The organism is Nonomuraea sp. NPDC049129 (genome assembly GCF_040648495.1).
Classification (GTDB): domain Bacteria; phylum Actinomycetota; class Actinomycetes; order Streptosporangiales; family Streptosporangiaceae; genus Nonomuraea.
In genome coordinates this window covers 352,195-371,026 of record NZ_JBEZDU010000004.1, presented here as the reverse complement: position 1 = coordinate 371,026, position 18,832 = coordinate 352,195, and the positions used below count along the sequence as shown (strand labels likewise).

Sequence of the window (18,832 nt, the reverse complement as noted above, 5' to 3'; positions counted from 1 at the left end):
CCCTGCCGATCTTCTCCGGGGCGCTCAGCGGCTCAGGCAGTCGCCATTTCCCGGATGCGCGGATGGATCTCCAACGCCCACCGCACAGTCTTCGGCGGGCGCCCGAGCAGGGTCTCCAGCTGGTCGGTGACGCCGCGGTACCCCCCACCGCCGATCAGCCGGGTCAGGGTCTTCATGTGCTCCGCGGTGTGCGGATACTCGGCCAGGGCGGTGTCCACGTAGGTCTCGTTCCAGGTTTCGACATCTTCGGGAATGTAGGTGACCGGGCGTCCCAGCACGGCCGCGAAGTCCTCCGCGAACCCATGCATGTCCTTCCGTTCCGGACCGTTGAGCTCGTAGGACTTGGAGATGTGCGGTGCCGGGTCGGCCAGGATCTTCGCGCATACCTCCGCCACGTCGTAACCCGCGACGGGCGCGAGCCGGTGGTGGCCGAAGGGCAGGCGCAGTTCGCCCTTGCTCAGCGGCTCCAGCGCCAGCCAGGTCATCAGGGGGTTCTCGACGAACATGGCCCCCCGGATGTTGACAGTCGGCAGGCCGGACCACTGCAGCACCCGCTCGGCGATCCAGTGGGCCCGTTGCTGCGGCGACCAGTCCGCGACGAGTCCGCCGAGCCAGGCCAGCCGCTCTTCCTCCGGTGCGGTCATTTTGTCGAACGTCATGAACGACTGCTCGAACTCGGAAATGTTGACGAAGGCCTCGATGTCGCCCTGGGCCCGCGCCGCCGCGGCCATCAAGGTGACGGCGTCGGTGTAGTACGGCGACAGGCTCATGCTGAAGTAGATGCGTCGGCAGCCTTTCAGCGCGGCGGTCACGTCGGCGATGTTGAGCAGGTCTCCGACGAAGATCTCGGCCCCGGCCTGGCGCAGCGCGTGCGCGCGTTCGTCGTCCTGTCGCACGAACGCGCGCACCGGGTGCCCTTGGTCAAGCAGCATCTCGACCATCGTTCGGCTCACACCACCGATATGACCGGCGGCACCGGTGATCAGGATGGGATTGCGTTCTGGCATCGGTGTGTCCTTTGTTGGGTTGGGTCAGCAGTTCAGCGGTGTCATCGGGGCGGCGAGCCGTCGATGCGGGCGAGGAAGTCAAGGAGTGCGGCGTTGACCTCCGCGGGACGCTCCTGCTGCGTCCAGTGGCCACATCCCGGCAGCACCACCGGGCCGTGCAGTTGGGGCGCGAGGGCGCTGAGCGGGTTGCCCGGCCCGCCCTGGCCACGCAGAAGATCGCTCAGCGAGCTGCTCCCGTCCGGGCCGCGCAGTGAGGTGACCATGTCGCGGTCTCCCACCACGTACAGCGCGGGGACGTCGATCCCACGCCCGTGGAAAGGCGCGAGCAGTTCGTTGTTACGTTCGATGTTCCGGTACCAGTTGAAGGCTCCGGTGAAGGCCTGCTCGCCGTGCAGGGCGAAGTCCTCGGCGTACGCCTGGATGTCCTCTTCCGTCAGCCAGGCCGGCAGAGTGGGCGACTCCGGCATGGTGTCCAGCAGGCCCAGCCCCTCGGGTACGACCAGCGGGCGGGGCTCCCTGCCGAGCGGGTTGTCGCCTGAGGCGCCGACCAGGAGGCGGCGGAAAGAGTCCGGGATGTCCTTGGCGAACTCCGCATCGGCGACTCCCGGCTGCTGGAAGTAGACCTGGTAGAAGCCCTCGCCGTACTGGGTGCGGGTGATCGAGGGCGGGACCATCCCGCCGGGCAGAATCGGCGGAATACTGAGCCCGGCCACCGCGCGGACCTTGTCGGGGCGCAGCATCGCGGTGGTCCAGGCGACGGGTGCGCCCCAGTCGTGACCCACGACGACCGCCTGCTCCTCGCCGAGTTCCTCGATCAGGGCGATCACGTCGCCGACGAGGTGGAGCAGGGTGTAGGAGGAGACGTCCGGCGGCTGCTCACTGCGGGCATAGCCGCGCTGGTCGGGGGCGACGACCCGGTATCCGGCCGCTGCCAGCGCCCCGAACTGGTGACGCCAGGAGTACCAGCTCTCCGGCCAGCCGTGCAGCAGCAGGACCAGCGGCCCCTGCCCCTGCTCGGCGACGTGCAGCCTGACACCGTTCACGTCGACGAAGCGGTGGGTGAGCGAACTTTCCACAAGGACCTCCTTGAAATCGGTGAGCGCGTGCTACTTCTTCAGCTGCGCGTACAGGGCTGCCAAGTCAGCCGACAGCTGCGACTTGACCCAGCGGGTGATGTCGTCGGCCAGCACCTCATGCGCTCCCGCCTCGATGCCGTCGAGCGCGGCCACAGGGACGTCGCGAGGGTCGGCCTTGGGCGCGTCGACGGGGGTGGGTCACCGTGCGCGGGTCACGTGCCGTGGCGTAGACCTTTCTGGCACCGCGCGCGTAGAGCTCCTCGACCAGCGCCTTGCCGATACCGCGGCCGCCTCCGGTGGCGAGGACGTTGGTGCCCTTGAGTGCTGTCACGACTGCCTCCACGCGAGAAACCGATCGGTTTCCTCCACCGTAAACCGATCGGTTTCTCCATGGCAAACCGGCTGCGCCAAACCATCACCACGCGCGTTTCCAAACTGAACCAAGGAGGTCAGCCGAGCAAGGAGGCGCTCACCGAGTGCATGAGCGAGGACGCGCACCGCGGCAACCGATCATTCATAATTCCGGCGGACCCGGTGGGACTCCATTCGGGTGAAGTCGAGGGCGTCGCAGCTACCACAGCACGCGCGAGCAACAGCTCTGGCAACGAGGCCAGCTGCGCGCGAGGTTCGTGCCGGCGCTGCATGTGGGCCGGCCGGAGGCGGTCAGAGCCGTGGCCAACTCGGTGCCGGATGCACGATGAGTCGTGGTCTACCTGTGGTGTCCTCGCGATATCACGGCCGCGCTCATCCACATCCGCGCCGACCTGGCGGCCGGGGCGACTGAGCGGGCGCGGCGTCGTGGCGCTCGTCCAGTGGGTTAACGCATTTGCCCGACGAGGCGTCGTGCAGGTGCAACCGCAGGCTCAGGACATGGAGCAGGTACCGGTCCCGCAAGGCGGCGGGTCGCAGGGGGTGGCGAAGGCCGAGCCGAACGCGTTGGCTGCTCGCATCGCGGAAGCCGAAGGCGGCCCGTGCGACGAGTTCGGGCGAGATCGGGTTCGTATTGCCGCTTACCGTTTACAACTTGCCCGTCCTCAAATCCGCACTGCTCTTAAGGACAGGAGAGTCGCTGCGCCAGTTCTCCGGTTGGACCCTCTCCCAGAGACTTCCCTTGCCGAGGTCTTGTCCCACCTGGTCTTCTCGCCTGAACCACTCCTCAGCACTTCGGATCCTGTTGGGATGAATTTCGTCGAGCAGCGCATAATCCCTGGTGACGATTCCGTGCTTCCATACATTCCAGAAGCCCGTGAAATTGTCCCTGAAGCTCATGGTGGCCTTGTCGTTGGGATCGGCGTTGTATCCGGCAGGGAGATCGGCAACCGCCTTCAACGGTCCGCTCCAATATGTGTCCAGATCAGTGTCGATGTACTGTGCTGGATGCCCGGTGACCTTCTCGAATGCCGCCGCCATATCGGCATAGGTCATATGTTCGACGGCGACTTCGAGGTCCATGCCATTCGCCCGCTCTGGATGGTCGAAGAGCCAGCGAACGTAGAATCCGCAATCTTCGAGATCCACGTGGGGAACGGCTCCCTTGCCGAGAGGGACTCGCCATGTGACGACACCGTTCTCGACGGAGGGTGTCATGGGCGTGAGCGGTGAGATCACCATGTCCATGTAGGGACCTGACGTGAAGACCGCCGCTCCCATCCTGTCCCTGTTCTTTTCGTTTTGAAACAGCACCCATTCAGCCATGCGGCCTTTGCCATCATAGTGGCCGGTGCGGAACCTGGAGTCGTAGCCGGACTTCTTAAGGACGTAGTCGAGGTTTCCGTAGACGAAGAACTTGATTCCTTCTTCAATCGCTATCTCGTAACTGCGGATGGCCCAGTAGGTCTCGGTTTTCTCACCGGTGTTGAACCCGTCGATGTTGATGAATGCCCCGTCACAGCCGCGAAATCCTTCTCGCAGCACGTCTTCGTCGGCGAATGACCCTTCGAGGAAGGAGACGTTGCCGAGCGCGAGGAGGGCCTGGGCTCGGGGGGAGGTGGAATCGCGGGTGAGGACTCGAACGGAGTACTTCTTGTCGGCGACAAGAGCGCGGACGATGGGCATCCCTTGAGCCCCTGTGCCGCCGATGATGAAGATGGTAGAGGTGGTGTGAGAAGACATGGCTTTTGACTCCAGAGGTTAAGTACGCACACGATCAGTACGCGATGAGCGCGGCGTGTTCGAGACGGATCTCTGCATCAGCTTGGCGATCAACGGCACCGGCGACGCTGCGCCGATGACCCGTGGGTCGCGGGCGGTCGCCCAGACCTTGGCGACTCCACCCTCGCAGGGGCCTCCACCAGCGCCTTCCCAGCGCTGCTCTGGCCGATAGCTCAAGCCACCGAGGCCAGCAGGTCGGCTACGACCTCCGGCTTCTCGAGTGCGATGAAGTGGCTGGCTCCCGGCACCTGCGTGAAATCGGCCGCATGCAGCAGTTCCTTGTTGGCTTCCCGGTCCGACCGCCGGGACCAGTCCTTGTCCCCGTAGAGGAGGTGAATGGGGGCCTTAACCTCGGGGTAGCGCGCGGGCCGCGATGAGGCTGGGCAGGTTCTGGTGCACGGCCCAGGCAACGCTCGGCTAGCCGGGCCGACTGCCTGCCTGCCTGCCTGCCTGCCTGCCTGCCTGCCTGCCTGCAGGAGCTTATGGCGGGCAGGCGTCAGCCGGCCAGCTGGTTGAGCTTGCGGATCTGCTTGTCGAAGACTCGGGCAGGAGCGATGCGGCGCAGTGTGCTGGCGCGTCCTGCCAGGGAGCCGGCGGTGTAGCGCAGCTTCGGCTTCGGGTCGGTCGCTGCCTCGACGATCACCTTGGCGACGATGGCGGGGTCGTCGCCGTCCTTGATCGCCGTCTCCATCATGCGGTCGAAGGCGTGCCGCTGGTCCGCGTAGACCTGCAGGGGCGTGTCGGGCCGCGGGCTGTTGGCCTCGAATCCGGTGCTGGTGTAGGCGGGTTCGACCAGAAGCGCCCGGACGCCGTACTCGCGGACCTCGTGGTCCAGGGACTCGGAGTAGCCCTCGATCGCGTGCTTGGAGGCGGCGTAGGCGGCCATGTAAGGCGAGGGGAGGAAGCCGACCACGGAGGAGAGGTTGATGATGCGCCCGCGTCCTTGAGCGCGCATATGGGGCAGGACAGCCTTGGTCAGGCGCATCACACCGAAGACGTTGACGTTGAACAGGTCCTGGACCTGCGCGACGGAGCTTTCCTCAACGGCACCGATGGCGCCCATGCCAGCGTTGTTGACCAGCACGTCAATCCGCCCGAACCGCTCGATCACCTGCTGGACCGCGACGGTGGCCGATGTGTCACTGGCCACGTCGAGGTCGAGGAAGGTCACACCGTCGAGCGAGGCGACGCGTGAGGTGTCGCGGCTTGTGCCGACCACGCGGAAACCCGCTTCGACCAGCGCGCGGGCAGCCGCTTTTCCGATGCCGGATGACGCACCCGTCACGAGTGCGACCGGCTGATTTGTCGCCATTCTGGACTCCCTAGCTCAGCAAGAAAACCGATCGGTTTCCCTCACTGTAAACCGATCGGTTTCCGCGCGCAAGCTCAGGTAGGAAACAGGCGACGTGTCAGCGCACGCCTGCCGCATCGAGCAGGGTGACCACGGTGGGCGCGATGAGCCCCGTCAGGTTGTCGGCGCCGATCCCCGCACGAGCACTGGCGCCGTCGAAGACCACACTGAGCTGCCGGGCCAGCAGATCCGGATCGCGCGCCCCACCCTGCTCGGCCTCGGCACGGAAAAAGGCCATCAGGTTCCCCTTGACCCGGTGCGCCACCCGGCTCGCCGGGTGGCTCTGATCCTTGAGCTCAATCTGCACCGCCAGGTACTGACACCCCCGGAACTCGGGCGCACCCGCCTGCAACTCCACCTGCTCGAAGACGTGCAGGATCCGCTCACGGGGCGAACGGCCATCACCCGCCGCGGGCAGCAGCGTCGCCACGAAGGCAGATGAGCGCTCCTCCAGGCTCGCTGCCAGCAGTTCGTCCTTACTCTCGAACAACTGGTACATGGAGCGCTTCGACACCCCCGCCGCCTTGCACAGCGCCTCGATGCCGATGCCGACACCGTTTCGGTAGGTGAGCGTGGCCGCCGCCTCCAGCAGCCGCTCTCGGGGACTTAGCCTCACTTCGGTGGTCATACTGCGAGGTTAACTCGATTCCGACGAAATGAAAACCGATCGGTTTCCAGCGTGTTCCATGAGGCGACACACCGGGACCACTCCGCACCGTGGCCCCCGATCCTGGGTGAGTCGCGCTCCGCCATACCGGGACGGCGCTCTCCTCAGGCTTCGTCTCGGCGCCGGCATGCCGGGTGCGCCGCCCCAATTTGACCGGATGCCGCCTGCAGCGCAGCGTCACTTTCTGGACTATGGGGTCGGCACCTCTTTGGAGGCGGTGGCCAAGGAGGCCGGCGTCGGGCCCGGCACGCTGTACCGGCACTTCCCCACCCGGGAGGCGCTGCTGGCGGCCGTGCTGCAGACGCGCTCGGAGGAACTGGTGGCCCGCCAGGCGGACATCGCGCAACTCGGCGATGCCTCCGAGGCGTTGCGGCAGTGGCTGCGGGCTATGGAGGACTACTTCAGCGCCTTCAGCGGGCTGCCGGAGCCACTCATGGCCGCGGCGAGGGCACAGGAGCGGGGGCTGGTCCCGGGGACACGGTGCTCATCCAGGGATCGGGCGGTGTCTCGCTGTTCGCCCTGCAGCTGGCCCGCGCCGCGGGAGCCCGCGTGATCGCCACGACCTCCAGCGAGAAGAAGGCCGTGCGACTGCTCGAACTCGGCGCGAGCGACGTGATCAACTACGTCTCCACGCCGGACTGGGGCCGGCAGGTGCGCGAGCTCACCGACGACCGGGGCGCCGATGTGGTCGTGGAGGTCGGTGGCGCCGGGACGATCGCGCAGTCGATCGCGGCCGTTGCCTACCGCGGCGTCATCTCGCTGGTCGGCCACGTCGCGTACGACACGACGGGCATGAACCTCCTGGACTTCACCTACAGCGGCGCGACGCTGCGCGCGATCGGCGGCGGCAGCAGGAGCGACCTGGAGGACATGAACAGGGTCATCACGGCGCACAAGCTGCGGCCGGTGATCGACCGCGTCTTCCCCTTCGAAGAGGCGCTCGACGCCGCGTCCTACCTGGCGAGCGGTGCCCACTTCGGCAAGGTCGTCATCAGCCACTGAGCAGCCACGATCTTCTAGCCCGCTTCCGGGGGCGTCAGATACGCCGTCTGGATGAGCCGCGCCCCCGAGCGCCGGTCCACATAGAACCCCCGCCCCGGCGGAAGCTGCTGTGGCCGCACGTTACCGAACAGCGCCCCCTCGTCCCGAGGCCCCGACAGCAGCACGGCCGGGGTGTTCATCTCCTTCAACCGCCGCACGACCGGGTCGAGCAGGCTGCGCCCCGCACCTCCTATGGCCCGCCCCAGGATCAGGTGCAGCCCGATGTCCCGGGCCTGTGGCAGCAGGTCCCCGAGTACGGCCAGCGGATTGGCGGACGTGGCCACCAGGTCGTAGTCGTCCACGATCACGTACAGGTCCTGGCCGGTCCACCAGCTCCTGGTCCGCAGTTGCTCGGAGGTGAGGTCGGGCGGCGGCAGCCGGGTCTGCATGACCTCGTGGATGCCCTTGAGCACGGTGGCCGCGGCGGTGCTGGAGGCGGCGTACCCGATCCGGTGCTCGTTGTCGGCCGTGTCGAGCAGTGAGCGGCGGTAGTCGATGATGACGATCCGCGCCTCCAGCGGCGTGAACCTGTCGACGATGCCCTCGGCGACGACGCGCAGCAGGTTGGTCTTGCCGCTCTCGGTGTCGCCGAAGACGACGAAGTGCGCGTCGGCGTCGAAGTCAAGCGAGACGGGCGCCAGGGCGGCCTCGTCGATGCCGATCGGGATGCGCGGGCCGCTCTCGTCCGGTCCGGGCAGCGTGTGCACGGGGAACAGGTCGGGCAGCAGCCGTACGGGCGGCGCCGGTGGCTCGTGCCAGGCGTTCGCCGCGTCCGCCACCAGCGCGGCGACCCCTTCGGCCAGGTCGTCCACGGTGGCCTTGCCGTCCGCGCGGGGCAGCGCGGCGAGGAAGTGCAGCGCCTCGCGGGTCAGGCCGCGGCCCGGCGCCCCCTCGGGTACGTTGGCGGCGGCCTTCCGGTCGATCTCCGACTCGAAGGAGTCGCCCAGCCTGAGCTCCAGCCTGGTGGAGAACATGTCGCGTACGTTGGACCGGAACTCCGACCACTTGTTGGCCGTGCCGACGACGTGGATGCCGAAGCCGAGCCCCCGGGAGACCAGCTCGCTCAGCGGCGCCTCCAGCGACTCGAACTCCTGACGCATCGTGGCCCAGCCGTCCACCACGAGGAAGACGTCGCCCCAGCCGTCGCCCTCGTACTCCCCTGCGGCCACGAGCCGGCGGTAGGTGGCGATCGAGTCGATGCCCCGTTCCACGAACAGCCGCTCCCTGCGTGCCAGCAGGGCCGTCATCTCCGCCACCGTCCGCCGGACCCGGTTGGTGTCCAGTCTGGTCGCCACGCCGCCGACGTGCGGCAGCCCGGCCAGCGCCGACAGCGTGCCGCCGCCGAAGTCGAGGCAGTAGAACTGCACCTCCTTGGGCGTGTGGGTGACCGCGAGCGCGGCGATCAGCGTACGCAGCAGGGTGCTCTTGCCCGTCTGCGGCGACCCGATGATCGCGGCGTTGCCCGCCGCGCCCGACAGGTCCAGCCAGTACGGGTCGCGCCGCTGGTCGAACGGGCTGTCCACGATGCCCACCACGGCGTGCAGCCGGCCGGGGCGGTTCTGGCCGGTGCCGGCGGCGGTGAGTCCGTGCGTCGCGGTCGCCTGGAGCGGCGGCAGCAGCCGGTCGAGCGGGGCCGGTTCCTTAAGTGGGGGCAGCCAGATCCGGTGGGCGGCAGGTCCCTGCCCGGTCAGTCGGTCGACCACGATATTGAGGAGGCTGTCCTGCTGCTCCCGGTCCTCGGCGACGGGCTCGGGCTCGACCGCGGGCGGCGGCGGCAGCGGCACCCGCTCGGTGCCGTACCAGACGATCTTGCCCTGGTGGCCGGGACGGGCGGCGACCGCGCGGTTCTCCCGCTGCGCCACCTGGTAGGGGCCGGACACGTAGGCGGCCTTGAACCTGGTCATCCCGGTCGTCTCGAACATCAGGTACGCGTTGCCCGGCTCGGGCGGCAGCGAGTACGCGTCCGCGACGCCCAGCACCGCCCGGCTCTCGGCCGCCGAGAACGTCCGCAGCCCGATCCGGTACGACAGGTGCGTGTCCAGCCCGCGCAGCCGCCCCGACTCCAGCCGCTGGGACGCGAGCAGCAGGTGCACGCCGAGCGAGCGGCCGAGCCGCCCGATCATCACGAACAGCTCGATGAACTCCGGCTTGGCCGACAGCAGTTCGCTGAACTCGTCCAGCACGATGAACAGCGTCGGCAGCGGGCTCAGCCGGACGCCCTGCTCGCGGGCCTGCTCGTAGTCGCGTACGGAGGCGTAGTTGCCGGCCGAGCGCAGCAGTTCCTGGCGGCGTACCAGCTCGCCGTGCAGCGCGTCGTGCATGCGGTCGACCAGCGGGAGCTCGTCCTCCAGGTTGGTGATGACGGCCGAGACGTGCGGCAGCGTGTCCAGGCCCAGGAACGTCGCGCCGCCCTTGAAGTCGACCAGGACGAAGTTCAGCACCTCGGAGGAGTGGGTGATCGCCAGCGCGAGCACCAGCGTACGCAGCAGCTCGCTCTTGCCGGAGCCGGTCGCGCCGACCACGAGCCCGTGCGGACCCATGCCGCCCTGCGCGGCCTCCTTGATGTCCAGCTCGACGGGCCGGCCGTCGGCACCCAGGCCGAGCGGCACCCGCAGCCGGTTCCTGACCGGCCGGGCCTGCCAGGTCACGGCGGCCGAGATCCGGCGGGCGTCGCCGATGCGGAGCAGGTCGGTGAGCGTGGTGTTGGTGGCGAACGCGTCGCCCTCCTCCTCGGCCCCGCCGGCCGCGCCGGCCCGCATAGGCGCGAGCTGCCTGGCCAGCGCGGCGAACGCGGGCAGACCCAGCACGTCGGGCCGGCCGAGCGCGGTCCTGACCTGCTTGCCCATGTCGTCCTCGACGACCCGGACCACCTCGTCGGCCGTGACGTCCAGGTTCAGCGACAGCTGCGCGGGCGCCTGTCCCGCCGACCCGCTGAGGTCGATCACGGTCACGCCCTCGATGGCGTCGGTGCCGAGCTGGCTGCCAGCGGGCACCCGGCCGCCGTCCAGGATCACCACGTGGTACGGCAGTACGTCCTGCGACAGGCCCCTGCTGAACCTCGGCCGATCCTTCAGCTCGAACCCGAGCAGGTCGTCGAGCTCCCCGAGGTCCCTGGTGACCAGCCTGACCGGGCCCGCCCCGTCCTCCTCCTCGGGGTGGAAGGCGTGCGGCAGCCACTTGACCCACTCCCACTCGGCCGCGTGCTCGGGCCCGGTGCACACCGAGACCCGCAGGTCCTCGGGCGAGTGCAGGGCCACCGCCTGGGCCAGCGCGGCGCGGACCAGGCCGCGGACGGCCTCGGGCTCGCCCGCGAGCGTGATGCGGGCGAAGGAGTGCAGCGCCAGCGCGACCGGCAGGCCGGGGACCGTGGCGTGGGTACGGACGAAGCGGCGCAGCGCCCCAGCGGACATCGGGTCGAGGTCCTCGATCGGCCGGCTCTCGGGCGGGATGAGCGGCAGCGCGAGACGCTGCGCGGAGGTGGCGATCCGCAGCTGGCCGAAGTCGTCGTCGCGGGGGCGCCGCTCCCACAGCCGCGAGGTCATGACCAGCGACCACAGCGTGACGGGGTCGGGATGGTTCCAGGTCATGGCCTTGCGCTGCTGCTCGGCGGCCTTGCGTACGCGCTTGCGCACCTGCTCCAGGTAGCGGTAGTAGTCGCGGCGCTGGCCGTTGATGCGGTTCTTGCGCTCGCCGGTGTTCCTGAGCATCTGGCCCATCGTCATGCCCACCATCGAGACGGCGAACAGGCCGCTGGAAACCATCATGATCGGGTTTCCCGTGCCGCCGCCGGTGAACATGAGCGCCATCGCGCCCGCCCCGGCGATCATCGGCAGGTACGTCAGTATCTGGGTCAGGCCACCGCCCGTGACCGTCTCGGGGATCTCGGGTGGCGGCTCCAGCAGCACCTCACCGCTCGGTTGCTCCGGCGGCCTGCGCCGGTCGGGCCGACGCACCACCCATGTGTTGCCGCTCACCGCACCTCACCGAACCGGCCACCAAACAACCCTCATAAAAGCCCGTCAGACCACGTATTAAGCGACATTTCAAATTTTCTCGACATATTTACGGCGGCGCGGCGGGGAGCCAGTCCATACACTCCTCCAAGTGAGCGCCACCGGAACCGACCTGTGCCGGGTCACGATCGTCACCCCTCGGGGGTCCCTCGATCTCGGCCTGCCCTCGGACATGCCGCTGGCGAGCATGCTGCCGACGCTGCTGCGCATCGCGGGCGAAGGGCTGGCGGAGGCCGGGCTCGCCCATGGCGGCTGGGTGCTCCAGCGCGTGGGCGGGCAGCCGTTCGACGTGAACGTGACGCTGTCGGACCTGGCCGTGCACGACGGGGAACTGCTGCACCTGCGGCCCCGGGGGCACGAACTGCCCGAGACCGTCTTCGACGACGTGGCCGACGCCGTCGCGACCGGTGTACTCGAACGCACCAGCCGGTGGCAGCCCGCCGTCACCAGGTCGTACGGGCTGCGGACCGCCGCGGTGGCGCTGGGCGCGGGCGCCGCCGCCCTGCTGCTGACCGGCCCGCCGTGGACGCCCGCCGCCATGGTCGCGGCGGGGATCGCGCTGGTGCTGCTGCTGGCCGCGGCGGCGCTGTCGCGGGCCCTGGGTGACGCGGGCGCGGGAGCGGCGATCGGGTACGCGGCCCTGCCGTACGGGTTCGTCGCCGGGCTGTTCGGACCCGATTCCCCGACCGGCCTGACCGGGCTGGGCGCGCCGCACCTGCTGGCGGCGTTCGGGGTCACGTTGATGCTGGCCACGGCCATCGGGTTCGCCGTGGCCCAGGGGCTGCCGACGTTCCTCGGGGTGGCCTTCGCCGCGTTCTGCGGCCTGCTCGGCGCGCTGGCGGTCATGGTCCTCGCCGTACCGGCGGCCGGGGTGGCCGCGCTGCTGGCCACCCTGGCCGTGGGCATGACGACGGTGGTGCCGTCGGTGTCGTTCCGGCTGGCCGGGCTGCCGCTGCCCGCCCTGCCGACGACCGCCGACGAACTGCGCCGCGAGGGCGGCGACCTGGACGGCCGGATGGTGATCGACCGGACGGTCGTCGCGGACGCCTTCTGCACGGGCCTGCTCGGCGGGGTGTCGCTCCTCACGCTCGGCGCCCAGATCCTCCTGGCGGTGGCGGGCACCTGGCCGGCGGTCGCGATGAGCCTGTCACTCTCGGCCGCCCTGCTGCTACGCGCCCGCGTCTTCGAAGGCCGGGCCCAGCGGCTGTGGCTGCTGACCTCGGCCCTGCTCGGCTCCGGCCTGCCGATCCTGGCCGTGGCGGTGGGGTCGGCTCGCGAGGTGGTGCTGTTCGGGGTGGTGCCCGGGCTGGTTTTGCTGGCGCTGCTGGTGGCCGGGGTGGCGCTCTGGCTTTCGGCCTCGCGGCCCACTCCGTTCTGGGGGCGGCTGGCCGACATCCTCGACATCGTGCTGATGATCGCCCTGCTGCCGCTGGCGCTGGCCGTACTGGATGTGTACGAGACGATCCGCGGGCTGGTCAGCTGAGGCCCAGGGCCTAACGGCCGGAAAATCAGTCGCCTCCGCGTACGCCCTGCGGCAGCATGGTCACGGCCGGTTGTCGGGGTTCGGGAGGGGCGGATGGCTGTGCTCGGATCGCTTCAGGGCTCCGAAGGCGTTTCATCCGTACGAAAGTCGGCGGTCCTGCTCGCGCTGCGTCACTACTCCGGTGAGCTGGTGCGCCAGTGGCGCGTCGCGGTGCCCGCGCTGATGACGCCCGCCCTCGGGAACATCTGCCTGTTCTACCTGGCGCCGCTGGCGGTGGCCGGCATTGTGGGGCGACTGTCCGCGGGCGGCGACGGCTCCGTCGGCGCGCTCCTGCCGTACGTGCTCGGCTTCGCCGGGTTGCTGCTGGCCGGTGAGGTGCTGTGGCGGATCGGGCTGCATTTCCTGAACCGTACGGACGCCCGCGGCATCGAGCGCCTCGGCGTGATGGGCATGGACGAGTTGCTGACCAAGGACACCGCGTTCTTCCACAACAACTTCGCCGGGTCGCTGACCAAACGGGTGCTGGGGTTCTCCTCCCGGTTCGAGGACTTCGTCGACACGCTGACCTTCTCCATCATGGCCAAGGTGGTGCCGATCGCCTTCGCCTCGGTGGTGCTGTGGACGTATCACCCGCTGCTGGTCTTCGTTCTGGTGGGCCTCATCATCGTCACGGGCTGCCTCGTCGCGCCGCTCATCCGCCGCCGCCAGGCGCTGGTCGACCAGCGTGAGGCCGCCAAGGTGCGGGTCTCCGGCCACGTCGCCGACGTCCTGTCGAACATGGACACCGTACGCGCGTTCGCCGCCGAGGACCGCGAGGCCACCGAGCATCGCGTCAGGGTCGCCGAGCTGCGGAAACTGTCGCTGCGCTCCTGGGACTACGGCAACCTGCGCGTGGACACCGTGGTCGCCCCCATCTCGATCCTCACCAGCGCCCTCGGCCTGCTGCTCGCCGTCGCGCTCCGGGGCGGTCTGGGCGTGGAGGCCGTCGTGGTGACGTTCACCTATTACTCCAACACGATCAGCGTCATGTTCGAGTTCAACCAGGTATACCGGCGCATCGAGAGCGTGCTCACCGAAGCCGCCCAGTTCACCGAGCTACTGCTCGTACCGCCGAGTGTGGTCGATCCGGCCGACCCGCAGCCGCTGCGCCGGGCGGACGCGAGCATCCGCTTCGACCGGGTGACGTTCGCGCACGCCGGCGGCTCGTCCCTGTTCGAGCGTCTGGACCTGGACATCCCCAGTGGCACCAAGATCGGACTGGTCGGCCAGTCCGGCGGCGGCAAGACCACGCTCACCCGGCTGTTGCTGCGCCTCATGGACGTCGACGGTGGCCGGATCCTGATCGGGGGCCAGGACATCGCCCGCCTGCGGCAGGCCGATCTGCGCAGCCTCATCGCGTACGTACCCCAGGAGCCGGCCATGTTCCACCGGTCGGTGCGCGACAACATCGCCTTCGCCCGGCCGGGCGCCACCGACGCGGAGATCATGCGGGCGGCGCGGGCGGCGCACGTCACGGAGTTCGTCGAGTCGCTGCCGAAGGGATTCGACACCCTGGTCGGCGAGCGTGGCGTCAAGCTGTCCGGCGGCCAGCGGCAACGGGTCGCCCTCGCCCGAGCCATTCTGCGCGACGCCCCGATCCTGCTGTTGGACGAGGCGACCAGCGCCCTCGACTCCGAAAGCGAGATCCTCGTCCAGGAAGCGCTGTGGGAACTGATGCAGGAGCGCACCGCGCTCGTGGTCGCGCACCGCCTGAGCACCGTCGTCCGCATGGACCGGCTCGTCGTGCTGAACCAGGGCGAGATCGTGGAGCAGGGCACCCACGGCGAGCTGCTTGAGTCCGACGGCCCCTACGCCCGGCTCTGGCGTCACCAGTCCGGCGGCTTCCTAGTGGAGGACGACACTCCGGACGCGCTCCACCGATGAAGGGGCGTCCGCATCGTCGTCTCGCACCTGGGCGGCGGTGATGGCCACGGTGGTGACGATGTCGGCGACGGTGGCACCGCGAGACAGGTCGTTGACGGGCTTGCGCAGTCCTTGCAGCACCGGTCCCACCGCGACGGCGCCGGCGCTGCGCTGGACGGCCTTGTAAAGGTTGTTGCCGGTGTTGAGGTCGGGCACCACGAAGACGGTGGCGTGGCCGGCCACCTGGCTGTCGGGCATCTTGGTCCGCGCCACCGAGGGGTCGACCGCGGCGTCGTACTGGATCGGCCCCTCCACCATCACGTCGGGACGGCGCTCGCGGACCAGCTCGGTGGCGGTGCGGACCTTGTCGACATCGGCGCCGGCACCCGAGGCACCCGTCGAGTACGAAAGCATGGCGATCTTGGGGTCGACGCCGAACAGGGCGGCGGTGCGAGCCGAGGAGATCGCGATGTCGGCAAGCTGCTCGGCACTCGGATCGGGGTTGACCGCGCAGTCGCCGTAGACCAGCACCCGATCGGCCAGGCACATGAAGAACACGCTGGAGACCAGCCCCAGGCGCAGGATCTCGAACGCCGGCCTGATGGTGTGCGCGGTAGTGTGCGCCGCGCCCGAGACCATGCCGTCGGCCATGCCGGTGTGAACCATCAGCGTGCCGAAGTAGGACACATCGGTGACCGTGTCGCGGGCCAGCTCGGTGGTCATCCCCCGATGCGCCCGGACTCTCGCGTACTCGCGGGCGAACCGCTCGCGCAGCTGCGCGTCGAACGGGCTGAGCACCCTGGCCTCGTCCAGATCCAGGCCGAGCTGGGCGGCCTGTACCCTGATCCGCTCCTCGTCGCCGAGCAGAGTGAGCTCGGCCACGCCACGGCGCAGCAGGACGTCGGCCGCGCGCAGGATGCGCGGCTCCTCGCCCTCTGGCAGCACGATGTGCCGACGCCGGGTACGTGCCCGATCCAGCAGCTCGTACTCGAACATCAGCGGCGTGACGACGTCGGTCTTGGCGATGGCCAGCCGATCGAGCAGCAGTTGGCCGTCGACGTGTTCGGCGAACAGGCGCAGCGCTGTGTCGATCTTCCCGCCGGCTTCTGGTGTGAACTGGCCCTCCACGGCCGACAGGCGGGTCGCGGTGTCGAAGGTGTCATGGTCGGTGGCGATGACCGGCAGGGGAATGGTCATGCTCCGTAGCAGCCGGTCCACCGGGGCGGGCAGGTCCGTGCCACCCGTCATGATCACCGCCGACAGGGCGGGGAAGCCCGGCGCCGCGTGCGCCGCGATCAGCCCTGGGAGTAGCGCGGCGGCCCGATCGGACGGGATGATCACCGCGGCGCCCTCGGTGTAGCGGTCCAGGATGCCGGGCAGTGACATCGCGCCCACCATCAGCGCGCTCGTCTCCCGGCCCAGCCCGTCGCGCTCGCCGAGGAAAAACCTGCCGTCGCAGGCATCCAGCAGGTCGGCGACCGTGGGCGCGCGCAGGGAGGGGGTCTCGGGCAGTACGAACACCGGCGTAGGGTGATCGATCGCGATGCGCTCGGCAGCCGCCCGGGTGACCACGACCGCCAGTTCCTGGGCGTGGTGCTGCGCCAGTTGCCGGGACGACAGCTCGATCGCGGCACTGATCTCCGAGACCGTCCTGGCTCTCCCGCTCACCACGTTCAGCACGGGCGTTCCCAGGTCTGCGGCGAGCCTGGCGTTGAACTCGAACTCGGTCGGCGCGCCCACATCGGTGTAATCGGTCCCGACCACGACCACCGCGTCGCATCGCCCCGCGAGCGCACGGTAACGAGCCACGATGTCACCGGCCGCACGCTCGGCGTCGGCGTGCACCTCGTCGTAGGTGACGCCGGCGTACGTCTCGTAGGGCAGGCTGAGCTGGAACCTGCTCCGGATGGTGTTGATCAGGTTGTCCTCACGGCCTGCCCGCACCACCGGACGGAACACGCCCACGGTCCCCACCTGCCGGGACAGCAGCGCCACCATGCCCAGGGCGACCACGCCCTTGTTGCTTTCCGCCTCGCCCGCCGCGACGTACACCGCACGTGTCATGTGCACCATTGTCTGTTGGCTTCTTCTCGACCTCGGCAGCGGGCTGTCGGCAACGGCCGCATGCTTTCCGGCACCGCCGCGATGGCCGGAGCCAGCGGGTCAACGACCTGGAAGAGCAGGAACCGGCCATGCGTAGCAGGGAGCCTGACCAAAGGCCAGACCCCCTCCACCGGTGTCTAGAAGTCGAATACTCCCTCTTTCACCCCACCGGCGAACGCCTTCCACTCCGGATCGGTGAACACCAGAGCAGGCCCATCGGGGTCCTTGCTGTCTCTCACCGCGACGCGTCCGGCCGACAGGGGAGCCACCTGTACGCAGTTCCCCTGAGCGTCCGAGAGGGGGCTCTTTCGCCACGCCGCGTTCCTGAGTTCTTCGCTCAGTGCCAGATCCATTCTTGTGTCAGCCTCTCTTCGATCAGCGCCATCGAGTCTGCCCGGGACAGCGCATCCGCCCTGATCGTCTGAAACCAAGCCTTCAGCATCTCCACAGACTCGAGCCGGTCCACCATGCGGCCCCCGTCAGGGGTGTCGATGAAGACGGCTTCGTCGCCATCTCCAGCGGTCCGAGCGATCACGAACCCTGCCACCAGGCCACGCGTAGACATAGCGCGTAGGGGGACGATCTGAATCACTATGTTCGGACTTCTACCCATCATGAGGAGATGTTGAAGCTGATCCCGGGTGATTTCCTCGCTTCCTACGGGGCGTAGCAGTGCGCACTGGTCGAGAACGGCATATAGGAACGGAGGGTTCTCCCGGCGCAAAATGGCTTGTCGCTGCATCCGCGCCTCCACGGCTTCTTTCACCTGCTCAGGGGTTGTACCGGGTCTGCCTTGACAGACAGCTTCCGCGTACTCCCGAGTTTGGAGCAGTCCCGGAATGATCAACCCTTCATAGGCGCACAGCTCCGTGGCCCGCTTCTCCCTGTCCAGCCACGGCAGGAAGTTGCGAAAGGTCACGTTGCTGCGAGACCTACGGGGAAGGTGCTGCACGAGATCACCTGGCGGGAGTCCCATGGCCTCCTCGCACCGGCGCGCCCTGTTCTCATCCATCCGGCGGTCGGCCCGCTCGATGTTGCCGATCTGCTGACCCGTGAGGGCGACCCGGGCCCCCAGCTGAGCCAACGTCAATCCCGCCTCTTTACGCCGTTTACGCAATTCATAACCATATCGCGCGTCTGGGCTTGTTTCGGGGTCTAGTTTTACCTCGATTCCCACGCCACACCCCTCCTTACGTGCCACTGCGGCGAAACTCCGCAGCCTGGAAACTGTGTCGCTACAGACTTCGCCGACCACTGAGAAAAATATCGCCCCAATGCCATTCTGGCTAGCGGTTCACCACACCCTCCACCCGTGGTGACACAGCCTGAATAAATCCAGAGGCGAGCACGACACGGACAAAGTCGGTGAATAATCATGAATGCGGCGCTCCACTCCCCCGCCCAATGCCACACCTTCGAGATGAAGGATCTGGATCCCCGCGTGATCCCCGCCAGAGCGCGCGACACCATCGCGTCGTGGGTGGGAGCGGACCACCCCCGGGCCTATGACCTTCAGACGCTCGCCACGGAGTTGGTCACCAACGCCATCAGGTACGGCCTCGGGACCATGCCGGCGGCGCGGTGGGTGCGCATGAGGCTAGAGGCGGAGAAAGGCTTCATCCGGCTGGTCGTGGTTGATCCTGGACACGCCAGTACCTTCCCTCAGCTTCGACAGCCCGTGAACGACCCCGGCCCCGACGATGAGGACACGGCGATCGAGTCCGGCCGTGGGCTGCACGTAGTGCACGAGATCACCGACGGCTCGTGGGGTCATTACTACAACACCCGCAACGAGCGGGTCGTTTGGGCTCTGGTGTCCCGCCACTAGACATCCCCACGGTCGGCAGGTCGGTGCCTCTGCCTGCCGTGGGGAGCACGCCTCCCCAGGCACCCCGGTCCAGCACCGCCCGGCCGCGACTGAGTGCGGCGGTACTAGTGGCCCGTCCCGGAACGTTGACCCGGTAATTGACGGGTGCGTGGGCACATCTGCCTGATCGCCCGGACGGTTCCCGCCGAGTGGGATATAACCGGTCATTCC

The 18,832-nt window shown here is 68.5% G+C and carries 15 protein-coding genes; 5 read left to right on the top strand and 10 right to left on the bottom strand.

Going from position 1 to position 18,832, the window contains the following annotated elements; all coding sequences use genetic code 11:
- Window positions 1-32: 32 nt before the first annotated feature.
- The 6 genes from AB0B64_RS14360 to AB0B64_RS14335 form a co-directional block, all read right to left on the bottom strand.
- Window positions 33-1,007 (bottom strand): NmrA family NAD(P)-binding protein, encoded by a 975-nt coding sequence (locus tag AB0B64_RS14360; RefSeq protein ID WP_357942162.1) that lies wholly within the window; start codon window positions 1,005-1,007, stop codon window positions 33-35.
- A gap of 41 nt (window positions 1,008-1,048) precedes the next feature.
- Entirely contained in the window at window positions 1,049-2,083 is a 1,035-nt protein-coding gene (locus AB0B64_RS14355; RefSeq protein WP_358177439.1) for an alpha/beta hydrolase, read from the bottom strand.
- 30 nt (window positions 2,084-2,113) lie between these two features.
- Window positions 2,114-2,236: a hypothetical protein gene (locus AB0B64_RS14350; RefSeq protein ID WP_358177437.1), complete on the bottom strand. Its 123-nt coding sequence runs from the start codon at window positions 2,234-2,236 to the stop codon at window positions 2,114-2,116.
- A gap of 864 nt (window positions 2,237-3,100) precedes the next feature.
- Window positions 3,101-4,195 carry an NmrA family NAD(P)-binding protein gene (locus AB0B64_RS14345; RefSeq protein ID WP_358177434.1) on the bottom strand — a complete coding sequence of 365 codons (1,095 nt, stop codon included), beginning with the start codon at window positions 4,193-4,195 and terminating at the stop codon, window positions 3,101-3,103.
- 535 nt (window positions 4,196-4,730) lie between these two features.
- Entirely contained in the window at window positions 4,731-5,546 is an 816-nt protein-coding gene (locus AB0B64_RS14340; protein WP_358177431.1) for an oxidoreductase, read from the bottom strand.
- Window positions 5,547-5,643: 97 nt separating this feature from the next.
- On the bottom strand, window positions 5,644-6,213 hold the full coding sequence (locus AB0B64_RS14335; RefSeq protein ID WP_357942152.1) for a TetR/AcrR family transcriptional regulator: 570 nt from the start codon (window positions 6,211-6,213) through the stop codon (window positions 5,644-5,646).
- A gap of 196 nt (window positions 6,214-6,409) precedes the next feature.
- Between AB0B64_RS14335 and AB0B64_RS14330 the strand changes: the two genes are divergently transcribed.
- Window positions 6,410-6,805: a TetR/AcrR family transcriptional regulator gene (locus AB0B64_RS14330; protein WP_358177429.1), complete on the top strand. Its 396-nt coding sequence runs from the start codon at window positions 6,410-6,412 to the stop codon at window positions 6,803-6,805.
- Window positions 6,802-7,254, top strand: coding sequence for a zinc-binding dehydrogenase (locus AB0B64_RS14325; RefSeq protein WP_358177426.1), 453 nt, complete (start codon window positions 6,802-6,804; stop codon window positions 7,252-7,254). Before AB0B64_RS14330 ends, AB0B64_RS14325 begins: the two co-directional genes overlap by 4 nt.
- A 14-nt stretch (window positions 7,255-7,268) precedes the next feature.
- Here the strand turns inward: AB0B64_RS14325 and eccCa are convergent, their stop codons facing one another.
- Complete coding sequence (eccCa, locus tag AB0B64_RS14320; RefSeq protein ID WP_358177423.1) at window positions 7,269-11,267, bottom strand: type VII secretion protein EccCa; 3,999 nt, start codon at window positions 11,265-11,267, stop codon at window positions 7,269-7,271.
- Between the two features lie 130 nt (window positions 11,268-11,397).
- Here eccCa and eccD point away from each other — a divergent pair, with 130 nt between their 5' ends.
- Both eccD and AB0B64_RS14310 read left to right on the top strand, forming a co-directional pair.
- Window positions 11,398-12,789, top strand: coding sequence for a type VII secretion integral membrane protein EccD (gene eccD / locus AB0B64_RS14315; protein ID WP_358177420.1), 1,392 nt, complete (start codon window positions 11,398-11,400; stop codon window positions 12,787-12,789).
- Between the two features lie 93 nt (window positions 12,790-12,882).
- Entirely contained in the window at window positions 12,883-14,712 is a 1,830-nt protein-coding gene (locus AB0B64_RS14310) for an ABC transporter ATP-binding protein (RefSeq protein WP_358177417.1), read from the top strand.
- On the opposite strand, the gene pta is transcribed toward AB0B64_RS14310, so the two are convergent.
- From pta to AB0B64_RS14295, 3 genes are all read right to left on the bottom strand, one after another.
- Entirely contained in the window at window positions 14,674-16,755 is a 2,082-nt protein-coding gene (gene pta / locus AB0B64_RS14305; protein WP_358177415.1) for a phosphate acetyltransferase, read from the bottom strand. The two genes, AB0B64_RS14310 and pta, sit on opposite strands and share 39 nt — an antisense overlap.
- 176 nt (window positions 16,756-16,931) lie before the next feature.
- The gene (locus tag AB0B64_RS14300; protein ID WP_357942140.1) at window positions 16,932-17,147 is read right to left on the bottom strand and encodes a DUF397 domain-containing protein; all 216 of its coding nucleotides are present in this window, start codon (window positions 17,145-17,147) and stop codon (window positions 16,932-16,934) included.
- The gene (locus AB0B64_RS14295) at window positions 17,132-17,971 is read right to left on the bottom strand and encodes a helix-turn-helix transcriptional regulator (RefSeq protein WP_357942138.1); all 840 of its coding nucleotides are present in this window, start codon (window positions 17,969-17,971) and stop codon (window positions 17,132-17,134) included. Before AB0B64_RS14295 ends, AB0B64_RS14300 begins: the two co-directional genes overlap by 16 nt.
- A 198-nt stretch (window positions 17,972-18,169) precedes the next feature.
- Here AB0B64_RS14295 and AB0B64_RS14290 point away from each other — a divergent pair, with 198 nt between their 5' ends.
- Window positions 18,170-18,622 carry an ATP-binding protein gene (locus AB0B64_RS14290; RefSeq protein ID WP_357942136.1) on the top strand — a complete coding sequence of 151 codons (453 nt, stop codon included), beginning with the start codon at window positions 18,170-18,172 and terminating at the stop codon, window positions 18,620-18,622.
- Window positions 18,623-18,832: the final 210 nt, after the last annotated feature.

Coding starts and splice junctions, on each gene's coding strand:
- AB0B64_RS14340 (WP_358177431.1), bottom strand. CDS start 5,546: ATGGCGACAAATCAGCCGGTCGCACTCGTGACGGGTGCGTCATCCGGC.
- AB0B64_RS14335 (WP_357942152.1), bottom strand. CDS start 6,213: ATGACCACCGAAGTGAGGCTAAGTCCCCGAGAGCGGCTGCTGGAGGCG.
- pta (WP_358177415.1), bottom strand. CDS start 16,755: ATGACACGTGCGGTGTACGTCGCGGCGGGCGAGGCGGAAAGCAACAAG.
- AB0B64_RS14345 (WP_358177434.1), bottom strand. CDS start 4,195: ATGTCTTCTCACACCACCTCTACCATCTTCATCATCGGCGGCACAGGG.
- AB0B64_RS14310 (WP_358177417.1), top strand. CDS start 12,883: ATGGCTGTGCTCGGATCGCTTCAGGGCTCCGAAGGCGTTTCATCCGTA.
- AB0B64_RS14330 (WP_358177429.1), top strand. CDS start 6,410: ATGCCGCCTGCAGCGCAGCGTCACTTTCTGGACTATGGGGTCGGCACC.
- AB0B64_RS14290 (WP_357942136.1), top strand. CDS start 18,170: ATGAATGCGGCGCTCCACTCCCCCGCCCAATGCCACACCTTCGAGATG.
- AB0B64_RS14300 (WP_357942140.1), bottom strand. CDS start 17,147: ATGGATCTGGCACTGAGCGAAGAACTCAGGAACGCGGCGTGGCGAAAG.
- AB0B64_RS14360 (WP_357942162.1), bottom strand. CDS start 1,007: ATGCCAGAACGCAATCCCATCCTGATCACCGGTGCCGCCGGTCATATC.